Annotated in this window: 28 protein-coding genes; all 28 read left to right on the top strand. The window is 70.4% G+C overall.

Going from position 1 to position 20,344, the window contains the following annotated elements; all coding sequences use genetic code 11:
• Nucleotides 1-41: 41 nt before the first annotated feature.
• Nucleotides 42-539, top strand: a complete 498-nt coding sequence (locus tag FJM51_RS23950) for a DUF6378 domain-containing protein (RefSeq protein WP_181164673.1) — start codon at nucleotides 42-44, stop codon at nucleotides 537-539.
• Nucleotides 532-1,278: an SANT/Myb-like DNA-binding domain-containing protein gene (locus FJM51_RS20535; RefSeq protein WP_140456003.1), complete on the top strand. Its 747-nt coding sequence runs from the start codon at nucleotides 532-534 to the stop codon at nucleotides 1,276-1,278. The genes FJM51_RS23950 and FJM51_RS20535 overlap by 8 nt, the downstream gene beginning before the upstream one ends.
• Nucleotides 1,279-1,289: 11 nt before the next feature.
• On the top strand, nucleotides 1,290-1,622 hold the full coding sequence (locus FJM51_RS20530) for a DUF2312 domain-containing protein (RefSeq protein WP_140456002.1): 333 nt from the start codon (nucleotides 1,290-1,292) through the stop codon (nucleotides 1,620-1,622).
• Nucleotides 1,619-2,266 (top strand): class I SAM-dependent methyltransferase, encoded by a 648-nt coding sequence (locus tag FJM51_RS20525; protein WP_140456001.1) that lies wholly within the window; start codon nucleotides 1,619-1,621, stop codon nucleotides 2,264-2,266. The genes FJM51_RS20530 and FJM51_RS20525 overlap by 4 nt, the downstream gene beginning before the upstream one ends.
• Nucleotides 2,263-2,571 (top strand): hypothetical protein, encoded by a 309-nt coding sequence (locus tag FJM51_RS23945; protein WP_181164672.1) that lies wholly within the window; start codon nucleotides 2,263-2,265, stop codon nucleotides 2,569-2,571. Before FJM51_RS20525 ends, FJM51_RS23945 begins: the two co-directional genes overlap by 4 nt.
• Entirely contained in the window at nucleotides 2,568-3,200 is a 633-nt protein-coding gene (locus tag FJM51_RS20515; RefSeq protein WP_140455999.1) for a hypothetical protein, read from the top strand. Before FJM51_RS23945 ends, FJM51_RS20515 begins: the two co-directional genes overlap by 4 nt.
• A gap of 241 nt (nucleotides 3,201-3,441) precedes the next feature.
• A complete protein-coding gene (locus tag FJM51_RS20510) occupies nucleotides 3,442-4,044 on the top strand; it encodes a hypothetical protein (RefSeq protein WP_140455998.1) in 603 nt (200 codons plus the stop codon).
• Complete coding sequence (locus tag FJM51_RS23940; RefSeq protein WP_181164671.1) at nucleotides 4,041-4,202, top strand: hypothetical protein; 162 nt, start codon at nucleotides 4,041-4,043, stop codon at nucleotides 4,200-4,202. The genes FJM51_RS20510 and FJM51_RS23940 overlap by 4 nt, the downstream gene beginning before the upstream one ends.
• Nucleotides 4,199-4,924: a transcription termination/antitermination protein NusG gene (nusG, locus tag FJM51_RS20505; protein ID WP_140455997.1), complete on the top strand. Its 726-nt coding sequence runs from the start codon at nucleotides 4,199-4,201 to the stop codon at nucleotides 4,922-4,924. Before FJM51_RS23940 ends, nusG begins: the two co-directional genes overlap by 4 nt.
• 403 nt (nucleotides 4,925-5,327) lie before the next feature.
• The gene (locus tag FJM51_RS20500; protein WP_140455996.1) at nucleotides 5,328-5,960 is read left to right on the top strand and encodes a hypothetical protein; all 633 of its coding nucleotides are present in this window, start codon (nucleotides 5,328-5,330) and stop codon (nucleotides 5,958-5,960) included.
• A complete protein-coding gene (locus tag FJM51_RS20495; RefSeq protein ID WP_140455995.1) occupies nucleotides 5,960-7,933 on the top strand; it encodes a phage terminase large subunit family protein in 1,974 nt (657 codons plus the stop codon). Before FJM51_RS20500 ends, FJM51_RS20495 begins: the two co-directional genes overlap by 1 nt.
• Nucleotides 7,934-7,943: 10 nt before the next feature.
• The gene (gene gpW / locus FJM51_RS20490) at nucleotides 7,944-8,174 is read left to right on the top strand and encodes a gpW family head-tail joining protein (RefSeq protein WP_140455994.1); all 231 of its coding nucleotides are present in this window, start codon (nucleotides 7,944-7,946) and stop codon (nucleotides 8,172-8,174) included.
• Entirely contained in the window at nucleotides 8,174-9,772 is a 1,599-nt protein-coding gene (locus FJM51_RS20485; protein ID WP_140455993.1) for a phage portal protein, read from the top strand. The genes gpW and FJM51_RS20485 overlap by 1 nt, the downstream gene beginning before the upstream one ends.
• Entirely contained in the window at nucleotides 9,765-10,028 is a 264-nt protein-coding gene (locus FJM51_RS20480; protein WP_140455992.1) for a spike base protein, RCAP_Rcc01079 family, read from the top strand. Before FJM51_RS20485 ends, FJM51_RS20480 begins: the two co-directional genes overlap by 8 nt.
• A 9-nt stretch (nucleotides 10,029-10,037) precedes the next feature.
• Complete coding sequence (locus FJM51_RS20475) at nucleotides 10,038-11,420, top strand: S49 family peptidase (RefSeq protein WP_181164670.1); 1,383 nt, start codon at nucleotides 10,038-10,040, stop codon at nucleotides 11,418-11,420.
• Nucleotides 11,421-11,507: 87 nt separating this feature from the next.
• Entirely contained in the window at nucleotides 11,508-11,876 is a 369-nt protein-coding gene (locus FJM51_RS20470; RefSeq protein WP_140455991.1) for a head decoration protein, read from the top strand.
• Between the two features lie 61 nt (nucleotides 11,877-11,937).
• A complete protein-coding gene (locus tag FJM51_RS20465; RefSeq protein WP_140455990.1) occupies nucleotides 11,938-12,972 on the top strand; it encodes a major capsid protein in 1,035 nt (344 codons plus the stop codon).
• Nucleotides 12,973-13,043: 71 nt separating this feature from the next.
• Nucleotides 13,044-13,250 carry a hypothetical protein gene (locus FJM51_RS20460; RefSeq protein ID WP_140455989.1) on the top strand — a complete coding sequence of 69 codons (207 nt, stop codon included), beginning with the start codon at nucleotides 13,044-13,046 and terminating at the stop codon, nucleotides 13,248-13,250.
• A 6-nt stretch (nucleotides 13,251-13,256) separates the two neighbouring features.
• Complete coding sequence (locus tag FJM51_RS20455) at nucleotides 13,257-13,562, top strand: head-tail joining protein (protein WP_140455988.1); 306 nt, start codon at nucleotides 13,257-13,259, stop codon at nucleotides 13,560-13,562.
• Nucleotides 13,562-14,209, top strand: coding sequence for a DUF6441 family protein (locus FJM51_RS20450; RefSeq protein WP_140455987.1), 648 nt, complete (start codon nucleotides 13,562-13,564; stop codon nucleotides 14,207-14,209). Before FJM51_RS20455 ends, FJM51_RS20450 begins: the two co-directional genes overlap by 1 nt.
• Entirely contained in the window at nucleotides 14,209-14,655 is a 447-nt protein-coding gene (locus tag FJM51_RS20445) for a hypothetical protein (protein WP_140455986.1), read from the top strand. Before FJM51_RS20450 ends, FJM51_RS20445 begins: the two co-directional genes overlap by 1 nt.
• Nucleotides 14,656-15,627, top strand: a complete 972-nt coding sequence (locus FJM51_RS20440) for a phage tail tube protein (RefSeq protein WP_140455985.1) — start codon at nucleotides 14,656-14,658, stop codon at nucleotides 15,625-15,627. It begins immediately after the preceding gene.
• Nucleotides 15,627-16,061: a phage-derived protein YdaY family protein gene (locus FJM51_RS20435; RefSeq protein ID WP_140455984.1), complete on the top strand. Its 435-nt coding sequence runs from the start codon at nucleotides 15,627-15,629 to the stop codon at nucleotides 16,059-16,061. The genes FJM51_RS20440 and FJM51_RS20435 overlap by 1 nt, the downstream gene beginning before the upstream one ends.
• A 191-nt stretch (nucleotides 16,062-16,252) precedes the next feature.
• Nucleotides 16,253-16,384 carry a DUF7697 family protein gene (locus FJM51_RS24765; protein WP_267901476.1) on the top strand — a complete coding sequence of 44 codons (132 nt, stop codon included), beginning with the start codon at nucleotides 16,253-16,255 and terminating at the stop codon, nucleotides 16,382-16,384.
• Between the two features lie 21 nt (nucleotides 16,385-16,405).
• Entirely contained in the window at nucleotides 16,406-18,667 is a 2,262-nt protein-coding gene (locus FJM51_RS20430; RefSeq protein ID WP_140455983.1) for a coiled-coil domain-containing protein, read from the top strand.
• Nucleotides 18,667-19,311: a hypothetical protein gene (locus FJM51_RS20425; protein ID WP_140455982.1), complete on the top strand. Its 645-nt coding sequence runs from the start codon at nucleotides 18,667-18,669 to the stop codon at nucleotides 19,309-19,311. The genes FJM51_RS20430 and FJM51_RS20425 overlap by 1 nt, the downstream gene beginning before the upstream one ends.
• The gene (locus tag FJM51_RS20420; RefSeq protein WP_140455981.1) at nucleotides 19,311-19,934 is read left to right on the top strand and encodes a hypothetical protein; all 624 of its coding nucleotides are present in this window, start codon (nucleotides 19,311-19,313) and stop codon (nucleotides 19,932-19,934) included. Before FJM51_RS20425 ends, FJM51_RS20420 begins: the two co-directional genes overlap by 1 nt.
• Nucleotides 19,931-20,344 (top strand): DUF6950 family protein, encoded by a 414-nt coding sequence (locus FJM51_RS20415; protein ID WP_140455980.1) that lies wholly within the window; start codon nucleotides 19,931-19,933, stop codon nucleotides 20,342-20,344. Before FJM51_RS20420 ends, FJM51_RS20415 begins: the two co-directional genes overlap by 4 nt.

Here is a 20,344-nt window from a genome sequence, read left to right as displayed (position 1 = left end):
CTTCGGGCCCGGCGCCTTTTCCCCGGCCTGAGGAGAGGATGATGGGCAGCACGACACCGACTGACGGCCACCTGCGCGCGGCGCTGCTCGACCAGGCGCGCGACGCGGTGACCCGCGACAGGGCCGCGACGCACGGGCGGGCGGAGGACAGTTTCGCCAGCATCGCCGCGCTCTGGTCGGCGCACCTGGGGATCGCCATCTCGGCGCCCGACGTCGCGCAGCTGATGGTCCTTCTCAAGCTCGCGCGGGCGAAGGGCAATCCGGGCCACGCGGACAACTGGATCGACATGGCCGGCTACGCGGCGATCGGCGGCGAGCTCGGCGGCGCGGCGGTGCCGGGGCGCGAGATCACGCTGCGTCTCGGCGTCGAGATCGACAGCCGGGGCTGGCCGGTTGCGCGAGTTCTGGCCGATCCGCCGGAAGTTCGCGAGGACGTGGCTCCGGCTGGCGACGAGCGAGTTATCGTGAACAGGGACCCGGGCGTGGCGGACGCGCCGCCCGCGCCGGGCCCTGCAGGGGGGGGGCGGTGCGATGGATAGCGCGCCCGTCTTCCCGGACCAGGACGAAACCGGATCCTCCGGCGCGGCGGGCGAATCCGCGACGGAGGGGAGTGGCGCGGCGGCGGCGGAGGTTCCCGTATCGCCTCCGTCCTCCGCCGCCGCGCCGCGCAAATCCGCGCCCGGGATCGAGCCCGAGAGCTGGGAGCCGCTCGTCGCCCGCGTGCTGGCGGGCGAGAAGGAGAGCGACGTCGCCCACGACACCGGCGTGAAGTTCGCGCGGCTGCGCGGCAAGGTGATGGCGGCGAAGAACCTGGCGCGGAAAGCGGCCAGCGCCGCTCCGGAGCCCGCCGACGAGCCGGAACCGCCCGCGCCCTCCGGAGCGGTCGAGGAGGCCGAGGCGCAGGCCATCGACGCCATTCCGCAAAATTCCGAGCCGGAATCCTCGATAATGCCGAGTGGCCTCGCGGGGCCCGATGTCGCGCCCGCGTCCTCCGCGCCGGCGAAGGTGGTCGATCCGCACACCTATGCCGAGACGCAGCGCCGCGCGGCGCTCGGGGACGGCGGCTGGTCGCCGGCGGAGGACGTCACGATCCTGCGCGGCCTCGCCCTCGGCGAGAACACCTGGAAGATCAGCCAGAAGCTCCCGGGCCGGAAACCGGCCGACATCGTGAACCGATTCAACACCCTCGTGCCCGTGCGCGGTTCGGCCGCGCAGGCCGAGGCGCTGCGGCGCGCGGAAGCGCGGCTCGCCGAGGCGGGCCGGACGGCGGCGGAGTAAGGAGGAAGGCCATGGCGAGACGCCAGAAAGTCAGAGGAAACACCGTTGTCGCCGGCCAGCTGCGGGCGTTCGTCGAGCGACTCGAGCGCCTGGCGGAGCAACGCGCCGCGCTGTCGGACGATACGAAAGCCGTCATGGCTGAGGCCAAGGCGCAAGGCTACGACACGAAGATCATCCGGATGCTGCTGCGCGAGCGCCAGCGGGAGTGGTCGGAGATCTCCGAGGAACAGGAGATGCTCGCCCTCTATCGCGACGCGATGGGGATGGAAGGCACGCCACTGGCGGGCTGGGCCTTCCAGCGGGCGTCGGGCGCCGCCGAGGAAAGTGAGAGCGCGCCGGCATGACCCAGAATACCAGCGCCGCGGTCATGGCGCGCCGCGCCGAGCCACACGACAGCCTCGACTATTTCCCCACTCCGCCCTGGGCGACCCGGGCGCTCTGCGAATGGCTCCTCGCTCAGGGGCTGATCGAACACGGCCTCGGGACCGTCTGGGAGCCGGCCGCCGGCGAGGGCCACATGGCGCGGCCGCTGGCGGAGTATTTCGCGGAGGTCTGGGCCAGCGACGTGCACGACTACGGCGTCGGCCTCCCGACTTGCGATTTCCTCATCGCCAACACGGGGCCGCGCTGCCCGACGCGGCCGGACTGGGTGATCACCAATCCGCCGTTCCGGCTCGCGCAGGCCTTCATCGAACGCGCCGGCAGGGTGGCGCTCGACGGCTTCGCGATGCTCGTGCGCACCTCGTTCATCGAAGGGGTGGAGCGGTTCAACGCGATCTATCGCGTGAACCCGCCCGCCTACGTCCTCCAGTTCAGCGAGCGGGTGCCGATGCACAAGGGGCGCCTCACCGCGACGGGCTCGACCGCGACGGCCTATTGCTGGCTGGTCTGGCTCGACGCGTCGAAATGGACCGGTCTCGGCTGGATCCCGCCCTGCAGGCGCCGGCTGGAACGCGATGGCGACTATCCGCGCGAGGTCGCGTCATGACGAGCGTGGCGCGCATGCCCTCGCGCGGCGGCGCGGGGGAGGTGGATCTCTGGGGGGCCGTCCTCTGGCAGGTGCTGACCGACCTGGCCCTCTCCCAGCCCGCGTTGCGCCGGGACGCGGAGCGCTGGATCGGCCCCCGGCCCTCGCACGACTTTGCCCTGGTCTGCGCTCTCTGCGGCCTCGAGCCCGACCCGGCACATGCCTTCTTCGCCGGCGTCTGCGCGCTGCCGTGGGAGGCGCGCCGGATCTTCTCCAGCGGCAATACGGGTCGATCCGGGCGCGGGATGCGGAGGGCGGGGCCATGAGCGCGGCGGAGCGGTCGCCGGGCCTGCTCATGGTCGCCGGCGAGGACGAGCTTCCGGTCTATCCCCTCCATACCGAGTGCCGTCTCGGCGGGCTCGACTATTTCCCGTTCCACCACGCGCGCTTTTTCGGGTCGACGATGTTCGCGACCGCGACCAACGAGGAGATCGGCGCCTCGCTCGCGCTGTGGACCTACGCGCTCGGCACGCAGGCGCCGGGCGGGACGCTTCCCACCGCCGACGTCGAACTCGCCCACGCGGCGCGCTGCTGGCGCGACATGGCGAGCTGGGAGCGCCTCAGGACGGGCGTGCTGCGCGGCTGGACACGGGTGCGCGTCCTCGATCAGGACGGCGCGCCCGCCGGCGTCAGGCTCGCGCATCCGGTCGTCACCGAGGTGGCGGCGGACATGTGGAAGCTCGTCGAGAGGGCGCGGGGCAAGCGGCAGGGCAATCTCGACCGGCAGCGCCTCGGCCGGCTGCGGGCGACGCTCAGCGAGCTCGGTTTCCAGCAGATCGCCAGGGACGAGGACAAGGTCCTGCGGGTCCGCGCATGGCTGGCGGAGCGCGCGTTGCCGCAGTCGAAGCCGGATGTGCGCGCGGCGGTTCAGAGGATTTTCGGCATGATCACATAGGGATACGGCATGAAGCACTGTCACGCGTGACAGTGCGTGACAGTAACGCGCACTGTCACGCTTCAGCGCGCGACAGTCACACGGGAGAGCGCCGTCGCGGCGCCGCCACCATTTTCGCCGGTCGCTGTCACGCTCCTAGAACAGACTAGAATAGAATCCCCTAACCCCCATGACAGCGCCCATGTGGATAACCGCCGAAACTGTGGAAAACCCACGGCCGGCGAGTGAACCAAGGATCCAGATGCAGAGAGACGCGGAGGACGAAGCGGACCGTGCCGAGAGCGGGCGCATGCGGGTGCGCAGGGTGCTGATCGAGCCCTTGTGCCGGCTGGGGCTCAGGCGGCGGCCCCGGATCAGCGCGGAGGACCACGACGCGATGCTGCGCCGCCTGGAGGAGCGGTTCGCCTATCTCGACGAGCCGAGCCTTTCAGTGCTCTGCGAGGGGGTGGAGCGCGCCGCCGGCGGCGATGCGCGGAACCTCTGGCCCGACGAGGTCAGCATCCGGAACTGGGCCGAGCAGCTGTGCCGTCCGCCGGGCGGAGAGAGCCGGCTCGTCAGGTCCTGGCTCGCGAGCGCGGCCGGCCGGGCGGCTTGGGACGAGGGGCAGGAGGTCGCGGTCGCCCTGCGCAAATACCTGCGCCGGCACGGGCGGCCTCCCCATGACTTCGATCTGGTGCGGATCCGGCGCGAAGCCGATGCCTGGAGGCACAAGCGCGCCGTGATCGCCGAGCGGGTCGACGCGGGAAGCGCGGGCCAGTCCGATCTCGACTGGGAGCGCAGGTTCGCCGAGGCGGTCGATCTGGTCCGCGGTCTCGTGTTCTCGGGAGAGGAAGGCGCCGCGTGAAGGATCTCGCTCCCCATGACCTCGCCCAGATCGACGAGGCGATCCGCGACACCGAGGAGGTGATCCTCGACAGCAGCCGGCGCCTCGAGGCGCTGCGCGCGCGCCGGGAAGAAATCTCCGCGACGCGCGGCCATGCGATCGGACTGGCGGACGAATGACCATGACCAAGGAAGGAAGCCGCATGAAGATCGCCGCCGCCGAGGAATTCGAGGCCCCGGCCGAGCGCGCCGCGACCTGGTTCGCGCTTCGCGTCGATCCGCGCCGGACGTCGGTCGGGAACGCGCAGCTCTCGATGGTCCGGAGGTCCGCCAGGCCGGCGGTGCCGGTGGACGGGGCGAGTGGCGCGCCCGAGCCGCACCATCCCAACCGGGCCGAGTTCCTGGTTCAGGAGATCCTCCTGCGCGCTGGGATCGATGCCTGGGTGCCGGTCCGGTCGAAGTGGGTCCGCTCGAACAAGTACCGGCGCCACGAGAAGCGTGTGGTGTATCAGCCTATCCTGCCTGGCTACGTACTCGCGGCGCCGCTCGCGTCGGCCGACGGGAAGGCCGTGAGCTGGGCGCGGGTTCTCCGGTGCCCGATGGTGCGCGGGGTCATGGGCTTCGGAGGCGCTCCGGCCGCGATCCCCCAGCGTGAGATCGGTCGTCTCCACGACGTCGAGCATGAGGATCAGGCCAGGACCATCCAGCGCCTGATGCCGACGGGGCGTGCCTTCAAGGTCGGAGAAGCGGTGGAGGTGCTCGAGGGGCCGCTCGGCTGGTCGCGCGGCAAGGTGATCGAGATCACGCCGACGGAGGCCAAGGTCATCTTCGAGATGTTCGGCTCGGAGCGACCTGTCCGCGTGGATCTTGCAAACCTCGGCTCGGTGGAATCGGCGATATGAGCTGGCGCCGCGCGGGCTCTTGTTTAACGCGAAGGGTTAGGCTAGTGGTAAGGGCGGCGACAGTGGAACCGTTGGCAGCCCGAGGCCTTGGCCTCGCGACAAGCAGAGCCGCGCACTGACCAGCTGGCAGGGATACTAGCCAGCCCGACAGCGAAGCTATGACCGCACGGCGCGGCGCCTCGATAAAGGCGCGACGCCTTTTCTTTTCAATGGGTTAGCCAGAGCCTGAGGCCGCATCCGCCTGCGCGGTGCCCCGGCCCCCGGAGGCGTCGGCGCCCGGGCGGCGTTCGGCGGGTCCTTCCCGGCGCGTGGAACGTATGCGGGCCGGCGGGGCGCGTAACTTTTTGTAAGCTAAACCAGACAGTTAGCCTTAACCAAGCGGGGGCGAGACAGCGAAACGGCGATGACGGGGCTCAACACGACCGAACTCGCGCGGGCGTTCGGCGTTTCGAAGGCCCGGATCAGCCAGCTCGTCTCGGAAGGCAAGCTCGACGGCTGCTACCACGGCGAGCGTCGCCAGCGCCGGTTCGATCCCGTTGCCTGCGCCGAGGCTCTCGGTCGCCGGATCGATCCGGGCCAGCGCCTCGGCAACGGCGCCGGGACCCAGCGCGCGGCGGCGCGGATCATGGCGGGCAGCCCGGTCGGAACCGACGAGCAGGCACCGCGCTCGGTGGCCCCGGCGCTTCCAGTGGCCGGGCCGACCGAGACGCCCTACGAGGCCGCCCGGACGCTGAAGGCGCAGGAGGATGCGCGCCGGGCACGGCGGCAGAACCTCGAGGAAGAGCGCGCGTTCGTGCTCGCGTCCGAGGTCGAGCGCCAGGCGCAACGGCAGATGGCCCGGGAACTCGGCGAGGTCCTCGCATTCCTGCGCGGCCTTGCCCGCAGCGTCGCCGACGCGCACCAGCTCGACGCCCGCGTCGTCCGCAAGCTGATCCTCGACGAGTGGCGCCGGCACCGGGGCGACCGCGCGGACGCGGCCGAGCTCGTCGAGCGCGACGCGCTGTTGTCGGACGCCGAGAGCGAGGAGGATTTCTGATGGGCTTCCTCGCGCCCGCCGAGGCGGCGGTGGCGCGCGGCTTCGCCGCGGCGCTGCGGCCGCCGCCCCCGCCGGACATCACGCGCTGGTGCGAGGAGAACGTCATCTTCGACGAGCGGTCCCCGTTCCCGGGACCGTTCGACATCACGCGCTTTCCGTTCCTGCGCGGGGTCCACGAGGTGCTCTCGCCGGAACACCCGGCGCGCGAGGTGACGGTCAAGGGATCGGCCCAGTGGGGCAAGACGGTGTCGGTGGTGAATCCGACCCTCGGCGCCTGGTTCGAATACGGCCCGCTCGACGCCCTGGTGGTGCACCCGACGATGAGCGCGGCGGCCGACTGGACGCGCACGAAGTGGCTGCCGCTCAGACGACAGGCGCCGAGCCTCCGGCGGATCTTCGGGGATGGTCGCGGCGAGCAGACCGACACGACGCAGAACCAGGAGACGCTGGCGCGCGACGGATCGCTGAAGGTCGCCTCGGCCGGATCGCCGGCCGACCTGACCGGAACGACCCGGCGCCTGGTGATCATGGACGATGTCGCGAAATACGAGATGAGCGACAAGGGCGATCCGGAGAGCCTCGCGGAGAGCCGCGCCTCCGCGTTCGAGGATGCCAAGATCCTCCGGGTCTCGACCTCGCTCATCAAGGGCACCTGCCGGATCGGCAAGGCGTTCGCCCGGAGCGACCAGCGGCTCTACCACGTGCCCTGTCCGCACTGCGGAAACATGGCGCCGCTGACCTGGGAGAACTTCAAGGCCTCGATCGATCCGGAGCGGCTGCACGCCGCGCATTTCACCTGCGAGGCCTGCGGCGCGGCGATCCACCACGGCCACAAGGAGGCCATGGTGAGCGCCGGGCGGTGGGTCGCGACGAACCCCGCCGGTGATCATCCAGGGTTCTTCCTCTGGCGCGCCTACGCGCCCCAGCGCGACTGGGCGTCGATCGCCGTGGAATACGCCCGCGTGATGGGATGGAGCACGCTGGCGGCGGGCGAGGCCCGCGAGGCGGACACGGAGCCGGAGGCCGAGACCGAGCAGACGTTCTTCAATGACGTGCTCGGCCTCGAATACGAGCAGGCGAGCGGCGGGCAGGACTGGACCAGGCTGCGCGACCGGGTCGAGAAGAGCGAGGAAGGAGCCTACCTGGCGCGCGGCCGCGTGCCGGCGCGGGGCGTGATGCTGACCGGCGGGGTCGATTGCCAGGGCGACCGGATCGAACTGCAGATCGTCGCCTGGGGCCGCGACCGGCGCAGCTGGGTGATCGACCACGTCGTGATCCCGCATCATATCGGCGAGGAGGCCGGCCGCGACGCGCTCGACGCCCACCTGCGGGCGAAATGGCGGACCACCGCCGGGCTCGAACTGGGGCTCGACGCGCTGGCGATCGACTCGAGCGCCTATACCGACGACGTCTGGACCTGGGTGAAGCGCTACCCGCGCCACCGGGTGATCGCGATCAAGGGATCGAGTTCGCAGAACGGCCCGATCATGATGCCGATGCAGGAGCGCAGGCGGGACGGGAAGCCGAACAAGGCCCGGACCAAGCAGGGCTTCATGCTCAACGTGAGCCAGATGAAGGCGGACTTCTACGCGCGGCTCGAGCGCGAGGATCCGGATGCGCGGGGCTTCGTCGCCTTCGCGACGGGGCTCGGAGACGAGTTCTACCGGCAGATCACGGCGGAAGTCCGGGTGCTGCGCCGGCAGCGCAGCGGCGTCGTGACCTCCCAGTGGGAGCTCGTCGAGGCGACCAGACGGAATGAGGCCCTCGACGCGCATCTCTACGCCGAGGCGGCGGCTCGCCGGGCCGGCTGGGCGGCGATGACCGAACTGCAATGGGACGCGCTCGACGCCGAGCGCGGAGTGGCCCCGCCCGAGGCGCAGCGCGAGCTGTTCGACATGCTGGCCCCCACCGTGGCGCCAGTCGCGCCGCCGGCGGCCGAGGAGCGGCGCCAGCGCGTGAGGATGATGCCGTGAGGAGGCGTGGATGGCTGATCTCGAAACCCTGAAGACGCGCCTCGAGGAGGCGGAGGCGGCCAGGCACAGGCTGATGACGACGGGCGCCGCGATCGAGATCCAGTACGATGGCCGCGTGACTCGTTACGCCCGCGCCGACGCGCCCGCGCTGGAGACCTACATCCGCGGTCTGCGCGACCAGATCGCCGCCGCCGAGGGCGGAACGACGCGGCGTCGCCGAGCGATCAGGGTGACCTTCTGATGTTCGACCGGCTGAGATCTCTGCTTCCGTCGCGTCCGCGCGCCGGCGCCGTCGCGGTCGGCGGGCAGGGCGCGGCCTACCTCGCCGGAGACCGGACCAGCGAGGCCATGGTCAACTGGCATGCCCCGCTGCGCGCGCCGGACGCGGAATATCTCCGCGACCGCGACCAGATCGTCGCCCGCGCGCGCGACATCACCCGCAACAACGGTTGGGCGGCCGGCGCGGCGGTGCGCGAGGTCGACGCGGTCATCGGTTCAGCCTTCCGGCCACTCTCGAAGCCGAACTGGCGCGCGCTTGGCCTCGACGAGGGCTGGGCGAGGGACTGGAAAGAGGCGGTCGAGGCGCACTGGCAGCTCGACGCGGAGGATCCGCGCCGGTATCTCGACGCCTCGCGACAGCTCTCGATCTCTCAACTCTTCGGCATGGCCTACCGGAGCTACATGATCGACGGTGACGCGGTCGGCGTGATCGGCTGGGAGGAGGACCGGCCGGTCCGGACCACGCTGCGGGTGGTCGATCCGGACCTCCTCTGCAATCCGATGGGCCTGGCGGACGATGCGACGCTGCGCGGTGGCGTGGAAATCGACGCGAATGGCGCCTCGATGGCCTATCACCTGAGGAACGCGCACCCGGGAACCAGCTGGGCCAGCACGGAAGCGCTGTCATGGACCCGGTTCGCGCGCGAGCACGCCTGGGGCCGCCCGATCGTGCTCCACTATTTCGACAAGCACCGCGACGGGCAGACGCGCGGGGTCTCGCGGCTCGCTCCGATCATGGAAAAGCTCCGGATGGAGGACCAGTACGGCCGCGTCGAGCTGCAGGCGGCGGTGCTGAATGCCATCCTGGCGGTATTCGTGAAATCGCCGATGGATCCGGAGGCGATCACGGACCTCCTGAGCGAGAACGGCGGCGCCTGGGACGCCTACAACGCGGAACGCTCCGCGTACTACGACGACAAGGGCGCCGTGCGCATGGGCGGGGCCAAGATCCCGCACCTCTATCCCGGGGAAGAGATCGGGGTGGTGGATTCGGCGCGCCCCTCGGCCCAGTTCGGTGAGTTCCAGAGCGCCGTCCTGCGCCATATCGCGGCTGGGACCGGGCAGTCCTACGAGCAGGTCGCCCAGGACTGGAGCAAGGTCAACTACAGCTCGGCCCGGGCCGCGCTGATCGAGATATGGCGCGGCCTGACGGCCCGCCGGGCCAATTTCTCGGGAGGTTTCTGCCAGCCGTTCTTCATGGCCTGGCTCGAGGAGAAGTGGGACGCCGGCCTGCTGCCGATGCCGCGCCGGGCGCCCGATTTCCACGAAGCCTGGGCGGCTTATGCCCGGGCAAAATGGATCGGGCCGGGAAAGGGCTTCGTCGATCCCGTGAAGGAGGCGCAGGCCGCCGCGATGCGCGTCGCGCTCGGCCTCTCCACCCTCGAGGATGAGGCGGCCGAGCTCGGCGGCGCGGATCTGACCGAGAACCTGGCTCAGATCCGGCGCGAGATCGCCGCGATGCCGGACGGCTGCCTCCACCCGATGCAGGAAAGCTTCGCGAAGCTGCTCGGGACGCCGGAGCAGCGCGCCCCCGAACCGGAAAGGACACCGGATGCCTGATCATTTCGTGAGTCACGAGGATGATTTCCTCGGGGTGCCGCGTCACTCGTTCGACATCGACCCCGCCGAGAGTGAGGCCCTGCCCTTCGTCACGCGATCGATCTGGGTCGGGAACGGGGGCACCATGGTGGTGCGCCACGTGGGCGACACCGAGGACAGGACGATGCTCAATGTGCCGTCGGGCGTCGAGTTCCTCGGCTGCTTCACCCATGTCCGCGCCACGTCGACGGCCTCGGATCTCGTCGGCCGCTACTGAGGCCCGCGCATGCTCCCTCACATCGCCGCGCGCGCCTTCAACGCGCCCCTGCTCGTCGAGCCACGCAAGGCTGTCGCCTTCGCGCACGGGCTCGGCGCCCGGGTTCTCGGCCAGCCGATGGCCTTCCTCGATGACGACGAAGACGACGTGCCCGCTGCGAAGCGCCCGCTCGCCTCGCTGCTCGGCAACGAGCTCGCGGAGTGGGTCGAGCCCGGCTATGGCTACGGCCTGGTCGACGGCGTGGCGATCGTGCCGATCGCGGGCGTCCTGGTGCATCGCGGCGCCTGGGTCGGGAAGTCGAGCGGGCAGACGAGCTACGAGGGCATCCGGGCGCAGCTGGACGCGGCGGCCGACAACCCCGCGGTTCGAGCGATCGCACTCGAGATCGACAGCTTTGGCGGCGAGGTCGCCGGCTGCTTCGGCCTCGCCGATCGCGTCCGGGAGATCGGCGCGCTCAAGCCGGTCCGGGCCTTCATCGCCGAGCATGCGTTCTCGGCCGCCTATGCGCTGGCGTCGCAGGCGGGCGAGATCGTCGTGCCGCGCACCGGGGGGCTCGGCTCGATCGGCGTGCTCTGCATGCATGTCGACATGTCCCGCGCGCTCGACACGGCGGGTCTCGGCGTGACGCTGATCCACGCCGGCAAGCACAAGGTCGATGGAAATCCCTACGCCCCGCTGCCCGAGGCGGTGCGCGCGGATTTCGAGGCGGAGATGGAAAGTCTGCGCCAGCTCTTCGCCTGGACGGTCGCGGCGGGGCGCGGGGATCGGCTGAGCGCCGACGCCGCGCTCGCGACCGAGGCGCGATGCCTGACCGGCGCCGACGCCGTCGCAGCCGGCCTCGCCGACGCCGTCGGAGAACCGCGCGAGGCCTTCCTGGAGTTCGTCGCCGAGATGAATGGCGGCGGATCAACCTTCAACGGAGGACAGATCCTCATGACGAAACAGACCGCGGCGAAGCTCTCGGCCGAGCCGGAAGATCCGAAGACGCCCGAGGAAGAGGCCGCCTCGACCGAGGATGAAACCGGGGGCGAGGAGGAGACCACTCCGCCGCCCGCCGAGGACGAGGGCGACGGCGGTGTCGAGGAGGATGAGCCCGCCGAAGCGACGGCCCGGAATTCCGAGCGCAAGCGCATCGCCGCGATCCTGACCTCCGAGGCGGCCGCCGGTCGCGAGGATCTGGCCCGCCACCTCGCGCTCGAGACCGACATGGCGCCCAAGGCCGCGATCGCGGCCCTCGAGAAGGCCGCGGTCGGAGGTGCGACCACCGGGCGCCTCGCGCAGGCGATGCGCGCCCAGGGCGGCGTGCCCTCGCCCGCCGTGCCCGGCGCCAGCGGTGCCCGGGAGCGCGTGAGCGCCGCCGAGCGCATGCGGGCGTCCGCCGCCGGCCGCTGACCCGGCTCGGCCCGCTCCGGCGGGCCCGGCCACATCCGCTTCACGCCCGCGTCTTCCCGCGGGCTTTTTCATGCGAGGAGCCCGTCGATGGCAACGCTGACCGAAGGAAACTATCTCGGCGATCTGATCCGCTACGAGGCGGACAATCGCTACAGCCGCGAGGAGATCACCGTCGCCTCCGGCGCCGATCTCACGGTCGGCGCCGTGCTCGGCATCGTGACCGCGAGCGGCAAGTACGCCCTCTCCGCGCCCGGGGCTTCGGATGGGTCCGAGACGCCCGTCGCGGTCCTGGTGACGACGGCGGCCGCCGCCTCGGCCGATGCCCGGGCGGTCGCGCTGGTGCGCGAGGCGAAGCTCAACCGCTCCGCCCTGATCTTCCATTCCTCGATCGATACCGTCGGCGAGCGCAACGCCGCCGTCACCGCGCTCAGGGCGGTCGGCATCGTCGCCGACTGACCGTTCTTCCTCCTCGGCGGCCATGCCGCGTCCCATTCCCGAAAACGGAGACTAAATCGCCATGGCGACCATGGACATCTTTCGCGACAGCGCATTCCACACCCGCGAACTCAGCGAGGCGATCAACGTCGTGCCGAACCAGTTCGGCCTGATCGGCGAACTCGGCCTGTTCCAGGACAAGTCGATCCGGACGCCGGCGTTCCAGATCGAGAGCCAGAACGGCGTCCTGTCCCTGATCACCTCGAGCCAGCGCGGCGCCCCGATGCCCGGCCTGCGCAATGGCAAGCGCGAGATGCGCGACTTCTCGACCCGGCGCTTCGCCCAGGAGTCCCGGATCACCGCCGACGAGATCGAGGGCATCCGCGCTTTCGGCTCGGAGAGCGAGCTGAAGCAGGCGGTCGACGAGGTCAACGGCCGGATCATCACCCTGCGGGCGAATACCGACATCACGCGCGAATACCTGCGCGCTGGCGCGCTGCGGGGCGTGGTGCTCGACGCGGACGGGTCGACGATCGTCGATCTCTACTCGGCCTTCGGCGTCACCCAGAAGGCGGTCGACTTCACCTTCGGCACGACCGGGACCGACTGGGCCGCGAAGTCGCGCGAGATCTCGCGCCACATCGAGATCAACCTCAAGGGCGACATGATGACCGGTGTGACGGCGCTCTGCTCGCCCGGCTTCTGGGACAGGCTCATGGAGCAGGAGGACTTCCAGAAGGCCTACACGTACTACGCCACCACCGTCTCGCCGCTCCGGGAGGACACCCGCAAGGAGGGTATCCGGTGGATGGGGATCACCTGGATGGAATATCTCGGCTCGGCCGACACGCCGAACGAGGACGGCACCTGGACCACGCGCAAGTTCATCCCGGACAACGAGGCGCGGTTCTTCCCGACCGGGACCCGGAGCACCTTCCGGCAGTTCAACGCCCCGGCGGACTATCTCGAGACCGTCAACACCCCCGGCCAGCCGTTCTACGCCAAGATCGCGCCGGATGAGAAGTGGGGCCAGTTCGTCGACGTTCAGGCGCAGATGAACACGCTGCCGATCTGCATGCGGCCCGCGGTCCTGGTGCGCGGTCACTCGAGCAACTGATCCGCCTGAGCACCGGCGGGCCAGCGACGCGCCGGCCCGCCATCAATTCCGACAGGGAGGTTTCGGGGAAGATGCGCTGTGTCGTGATCGAGCGCAGGCTCGAGTTGCCGCTGACCGAGGGCGAGATCCTCGTCTATCCCCCAGGATGGACCGGCCTGGTCGAGGACGATCGGGCGGCGGCCATCGTCGCCTCGGGCGCGGGCCGCGTCGACGAGGAGCGGGAAGCCGGCCGCCCCGCCCTCGCAGCCGCTGGCCGCAAGAGCCGCTCCAGGGCCTGATCTCACATGTTCGATCCCGCGCTTGCGATCGACCCGGTCTTCGATGCGTTCGGGGTCCCCGTGATCGTGCAGGAAACCGTGCCTCGCGCCATCCTGGCGATCCGGCGCGCCCCTGACGAAGAGATCCAGCTCCGCCTGAGCCGCGACGTCGTCGCGACCTCGGTGATCCTCGAAATCCGGCGCGCGGACATGGAGGGCATCGTCGCCGGCGCGGAGATCCTCGTCGATGGAGAGACCCGGACGGTCCGGGGCACACCGCGATACCGCGATGCCGACCGGCTGATCGCGATCGTCAACACGGTCCCCGCCTGATGGAGATCAAGTTCACCGCGACCGGCGCGCCGCTGGCGGCGATGGCCGAGGAATATCTCAAGGTTCAGGTCGCCGTGACGCGCGGCATCGGTCGCGCCGGTGTCGGCCTGCAGGCGGGTCTGCGCCGCCAGACCCTCTCGGGAGGGCTGGGGCGCAAGCTCGCCAACGCCTGGCGGCTGGACCTATACCCCAAGGGGAAGGCATCCGCGAACGCCGCGGCGCTGGTCACGTCGAAGTCGCCCAAGCTGATCGACGCCTTCGATCGCGGCGCCATGATCAAGAGCGAGGCGGGCTTCTGGCTCGCGATCCCCACGGCCGACGCGCCGAAGCGGGGCGTCGGCGGCAAGCGGATCAACCCCTCCAACTTCCCGGAGTCCCGCTACGGGCCGCTCCGCTTCATCTTCCGCAGGCACGGGCCCAGCTTTCTTGTCGTGGACAACCTGCGAAGGGGCAAGCGTGGGTATCTGCGGGCCCGCACGAAGAAGCAGCTGATCGCCGCGCATTCCAACCCGGACGCCACAGTCGTGATGTTCCTGCTCTACCCGAGAGTGAAGCTTCGCAAGCGCCTCGATGTCGCCCGCGAACACGGCGACTGGTCCGGCAGGCTTCCCGCGCTGATCGAGGCCGAGCTCGAGGCGATCGACTGATGGCGACGGTGCACGAGACCATCGCCGCGCGGATTCATGCCGCCCTGCTGCTCTGCTTCGCGGAGGAAGGCGATCCGCCGGTCAGCCGCGCCGCCGTCCTGCCCGAGGACTGCCCATCCGAGGGCCTGGTGAACCTGCGGCTCGAGGATCCCGTTGAGGAAGGCAGGGTCTTCGGCGTTCCCGCGCGCGAGTGGAGCCGGGTCGCGGCGGTCGAGATCGTCGCCCAGCCCGGCGACGAGGCGGGAGCCCGCGCGCTCTTCGACGCGCTCGCCGCGAAGGTCGGCGGGCTGCGCGGGCAGGCGATCGAGGGCGTCGACTATCTCGACCTGTCCGCGCCGGGCGACGTCGAGGATCCGCCCATCCTGGGCGACGCGCCGGTTCGCGCCGGCATCGTTCAGATCACGCTCTACTACGAGACGGGCGACAACCCCCTGGAGGAGATCTAGATGGCAACCGCGCGCGGCGACCAGGCCGCCTTCCTGATGCGTGAGCAGGCCGATTTCGAGACGCCCGCGGCGGCGGCGGATGGCGATTTCCGGCTGCTCCCCTTCTACTCGATCAGCATGGCCCCGACCGAGGACGTGACCGAGGACGATGCGATCGTCGGCGACGCCTTCCCCGGCGAGGCCGTCGCGGGGCTGCGCAACCTCACCGGCGACATCACCGTGCCGCTGGGCCTCCAGTCGATCGGCTGGCACCTGCGCGGGCTCTTCGGCGACCCGGTGACCACGGGCGGCGCGCCGAACTACACCCACGTCTTCAAGATGGCGGCGATCCCGGTGCCGCTGCTCTTCACCGCCGGCATCTCGCACCGGGGCATCGATCGGCATTTCCGCCAGGCCCCGGTCGCCTATTCCGGGATGTCGCTCTCCGCGCAGAAGGACGGCCAGCGTTCGCGAACGGCGTTCAAGATGCTCGGATCCGTCGAGGACAAGCTCGCCGACACGCTCGACGCCGCGCCGGTCGCCTTCGCCACCGATACGGTGCCGGTCGGGTTCCAGGCGGCGATCTGGAAGGACGGCGCCAATGTCGCCGGCGTGACCGGCTTCGAATTCGAGGCGTCGCTCGGCATCACGCCGGACCAGGAGGAGCTGAACCAGCTGCCGACGGCGGCTTCGTTCCTCGACGGCAACTGGTCGCTCACGGGCAAGATCAGCGCGCGGTTCCGCGACACGTCCTGGTATGACCTGGGGTCCGCCGGCACGCTCTCGGACATGGAGCTGCGCTACGAGCTGAGCGCCACGCTCTCGATCGTCTTCGCCCTGCACAACCTCCGCTTCGAACGCGTCGGCGTGCCCGTTCCGAATGGCGACATCCTCACCGCCGAGTTCGGTTTCCGGGCCTCCCGTCCGGACAGCGGCGAGTCGCCGCTCACCGTGACGCTGAAGAACCAGACCGCCAGCTACGGGAACCCCTGATGGCCCTCCGACTCGCCGACCTGACCCAGCCCCGCGAGATCGCGCTCGGCTATGGGGTCACCGTGACGATGACCGGCATCGGCTTCGTCGACCTGCGCTCCGCCGAGGCGATGGCGTTCCAGCAGGCCCGTCGCGAGATCGAGGCGGCGCTCGACGCGACCGCCCTGACCTCGGGCGACGCGACGGCCCGCGCGGAGCGCGATGCCCGGATCGCCGCGCGTTCCGAGGAGATCATCTTCGACCGCCTCGCCGCGCGGCACATCACGGGCTGGTCGGGCGTCCTGGAGGAGGACGGGCGGACGCCCGCGCCCTTCACGCCCGACACCTGGGCCACCTTCCGGGACATGGCGCCCTGGCTGGCTGACCGGATCCGGACCGAAATGCGGATGCCCGCCCTGCTGCTGGTCGCCGAGGGAAACGTCTCGCCGCCCTGATCACCTGGCGCTGGCGGGGCGGGGAGGCGCAGTGCGCGGGCTGCGCCGATGATCCCGCCTTCGCCTGCGACCGGTACGGTGGTCAGGGCGTCTGCCCAAGAGACGAGCATGCGCTCGAAACAGAGGAGGCCCGCGATCTCTTCGAGGTCTTCAGGCTGCTCGGCCGTCAGCTCCGCGTCTCGTTCGCGGGCGTGACCGGGCTCGACATTCCCGCCTGCCTCGACGTGCTCGAGGCCTACGGGATCGATCGCCGCGTCGCGGCGCTGCTGCTGCCGTATGCCGAGGCCGGACTGCTCCGCGCCATCCGGCCATCGGACGACTGAACAGACCAGGGACACCCAGATATGGTGAAGAGCGTGGCGCTCCGCCTCGCCGCCGAGGGCGGCAAGGCGGTCGAACAGGATTTCGATCGCGTCGGCCGAAGCGCCGAGGCGGCGATGAAGCGCGTCGAGGCCGCGACGCGTCCGGCCTCGCAGCAGCTCAAGCTGTTCACCCAGGCGGCCGCGCAGAGCGGCGGCTCGTCCAACCTCAGCCAGCAGCTCGACAGCCTCTTCAGCGTCGGCGCCGAGTCGCGGGACCGCGCGGCCGATGTCGCGGCCTACGGGGCCGAACTCGACCGGCTACGCGCGAAGTTCAATCCGCTCTTCGCGGTCTCGCGCCAGTACGAACAGGAACTCGAGGAGATCGCCCGCGCCGAGAAGCTGGGGGCGATCACCGCGATGGAGGCGGGTCAGGCGCGCGAGCGCGCGGCCGAGCGCATGCGCCCGATGTCGAACGCCACCGAGGAGCTGCGCCGCGGTTTCGCGGGGCTCAACTCCGGCGCCATCCAGAATGCCTCCTACCAGATCGGCGACTTCGCGGTTCAGGTCGCCAACGGGACCTCGCCCGTGACCGCGTTCGCTCAGCAGCTGCCCCAGCTCCTCGGCGGCCTTGGGGTCTGGGGCGCGGTGGCGGGCGCCGCCGTCGCCGTCGGCGTGCCGCTCGCGGCCGCGTTCCTCTCTTCCGGCGAAGAAGCCCTGACGCTGTCCGAGCGCATCAAGGAACTCGACGAGTCGATGGACCATGCCCGCGAGACGGCGGATCTCGTGAAGCTCGGCCAGGACGAGTTGCGGGAGAAGTTCGCGGGGACGTCCGAGCAGGTCGCCGCGCTGGTGGCCTCGATGCGGGCGCGAGAGATCGACGAGCTCGGCAAATCCATCGAATCCGTCGGAGAGGGAGCCTTCTCCGGGCTCAGCGAGGAGATCGAGCGGATCCGCGCCGAATTCCAGGCGCTGGGACTCGAATTCTCGGATGACAACGCACTCGCCCAGATCAGCGGGTCCCTGGGCCTCAGCCTCGAGCAGACCCAGCATCTGGTCGATGCGATGGAGCGGTTCAACGCCGCCGCCGGGTCCGAGGACCGCAATGCGATCATGCTCGACACTCGTCAGATGATCGAGGAGTGGGGCCTCAGCGCCGAGGACCTTCCCCCGGCGATGCAGGAGTTCACGTCCGGGGTGGAGACCGCGTCGGAGAAGATCTCCGAGGCCGCCGCGCTGATGCGAGACCTGACGGGGGCGGCGAATGGCGCTGCGGGCGCCAGCGATCAGCTCGCCGCGTCGATGGCGGCGGCGGCGCGCAACGCCGCCGACGCGCATGCCGAGTTCCAGAAGTTGATGGCGGCCGAGGCGGACCATTCGAAGGCGCGCCTCGACGCGAAGACCGCGCCGCTCGCCGCGACCGAGGATTCGCGGACCGGGCAGGCGCGCGACTCGCAGACCATCCCCTACGAGACGCGCCTCGCCCTGCAGCGAGAGGCGGAGGCGGAGGCGCGCGCGGCGGCGAACAAGGCACGCAGCGCCGGAGAGTCGGAAGCGGCCAAGGCGGCGCGCGAGCTCGAGCAGGAACAGGAGACCCGTGAGCGCGTGATCGAGGGGCTCGAATTCGAACGGCAGCAGGTCGAACGCACCGATGTGGCGCGGCGCATCGCTCAGGCCACGCGCCAGGCTGGCGTGGATCTCTACTCGGCCGAGGGGCAGCACATCTCCCAGCTCATCACTGAGATGGAGGCGCTGCGCGCCGAAACGGAGCGCGTCGACGCGGTGAACCAGTTCGCCGCGCGCTCGCTCAGCGGCCTTTTCAAGGGGGCGATGGAAGGCGCGGACGGCTTCCGGAGCGCCCTGTCCGACCTCACCGGCCGCCTCGCCGACATGGCGCTCTCGACCGCCTTCCAGAGCTTCGTCGGAGGCGTGGGTGGTGGGGGTGGCTTCGGCGCGACCGCCGCCGGCGGGGTCTTCACCCAGATCTTCGGCATCGGCGCCCGCGCCCGGGGCGGCCCGGTCCGCGCGGGTCAGCCCTATGTCGTCGGCGAGAACCAGGCGGAACTCTTCGTGCCGGACCAGTCCGGCTATGTCTATCCGGAGGTGCCGCGCGCCGGCGGCGGCGGCGCCACGCAGGACGTGCGGGTCTCGGTCGGGGTTTCGGTCGACGATGCCGGGGCGCTGCGCGCCTACGTCCAGAGCGTGACCTCCAACACGGTCAACACCGCGATGGACGGCGCCCGCGCCTCGTTCCGCGACGGCGTCGGCCGCGCGATCGCCGATCCCAGGCTCAAGGGAGCCCGCTGATGGCACTGGAATTTCCGCTCGGCCGGGATGTCTTTGCCAGGAAGCTCCGCGTGCGCGAGATGACCTTCTGGCGTCGGGATTTCGTCGAGACCTCGGGCACGGGGCGCGGCGACATCATCGTCTCGGAGATCGCTCCGCCGAAATGGATCGCCGACGTGACGCTCGCGCGCTACAACAACCGCGACGCCGACGAGCTGCAGGCGCTGTTCGAAGCGATCCTGCCGCATCGCCTCTTCCACCTCTATAACATTCGCCGCCCCTTTCCGGCGGCGGACCCGGATGGCTCGGAACTCGGCAACAGCGCGCCGCTGCTGCATGCGATCGGGTCGGACAACGTCTCCCTGCGCATTTCCGGGCTGCCCTCGGGCTACACGCTGACCCGAGGCGACATGCTCGCGTTCAACCGCGGCGACCGCCGCTCGCTCCACAGGATTATCGACACGGTGTCCGCGAACAGCTCGGGCCTGACGCCCTCCATCACGGTGACGCCGGCGCTCAAGACCGGCACGGTGACCGGGGTCCGCGTCTTCCTCGAGCGCCCGACCGCGCTGATGATGATCGCCCCGGGCAGCTTCGCCGCCGGCGTCACGCGCAAGATGCTCTCCGACGGCTGCTCGTTCCAGGCGATCGAGGCTTCCGTCTGATGCGCGCCGTCAATGCCCGCGCGCAAGGCCAGCGGGAGCGCCGGGGCGCGCTCGTCGAGGCCCAGATGATCTGGATCGAGGCCCGCGACCGCGAGAGCGGCGATATTCACGGGCTGGGCATCTGGCAGGGAGAGACCACGGAGCAGATCCGGGTGACCGACATGTTTTCGGGAGCGACCGAGACGCGGACCTTCTTCAACCTCGGCCTCATCTCGATCAGTTCGATCCGGTACGAGACCGGCCTCGACATCCGGCCGGTCTCGGTCACGCTTTCCGCGCTCAGCGAGCCCGTCCAGGCGGCGTTCCGGCTCTACGACGCGCGCGGCGCGCGCGCCCAGATCTGGCGCCGCTCCTACGACCCGGACAGTCGACTCCCGATCGGTGATCCCGAGCCGCGCTTCAAGGGGTTCGTCAACACGGCCCCGATCGAGCGCCCGGCGGCGGGCGGCGAGGCAACGATCGAGGTGCAGCTGGTCTCAACCGCGCGGATGCTGACCTTCACCTCGGAGCGCAAGAAATCGGACGAGGCGCAGCGTCGTCGCGAGGATGACCGGTTCCGGCGGTACAAGGGCACAGCGCGCGCCTGGGACGTGCCCTGGGGCACCAAGGACGTGCGGTCATGACGGCGATCAGGCGCCGGCCGGACTGGCGCGCCCGGCTCGGCTGCTATGTCGAGCGCGTGCGGCGGTCGCCTTTCGCCTACGGCGGCCTCGACTGCGCCCTCTTCGCCGCCGGCGCCGTCGCCGCGATGACCGGCACCGACCTCGCGGCGGAGTTTCGCGACTCCTACACGACGCTCACCGGGGGCGTCCGAGCGCTGCGCCGGGAGGGCTATATGGATCACGTCGACATGGCGCGCGCCCATTTCGCGGAGATCCCGCCGTCGCTCGCGCAGGTCGGCGATCTCGCGGTGGTCCAGGTCGAGGACGGCCTCGCCCTCGGCGTGGTCCAGGGCGCGCGGATCTTCCTGATGAGCGTGGACGGGCTGGTCACGGTCGACCTGCTCGCCGCGCGGGTCGCATTGAAGGTCTGA

Source organism: Amaricoccus solimangrovi (assembly GCF_006385685.1).
GTDB lineage: Bacteria > Pseudomonadota > Alphaproteobacteria > Rhodobacterales > Rhodobacteraceae > Amaricoccus > Amaricoccus solimangrovi.
Note: the sequence above shows the minus strand (reverse complement) of the source record. Positions and strands in the feature narration are given on the sequence as shown.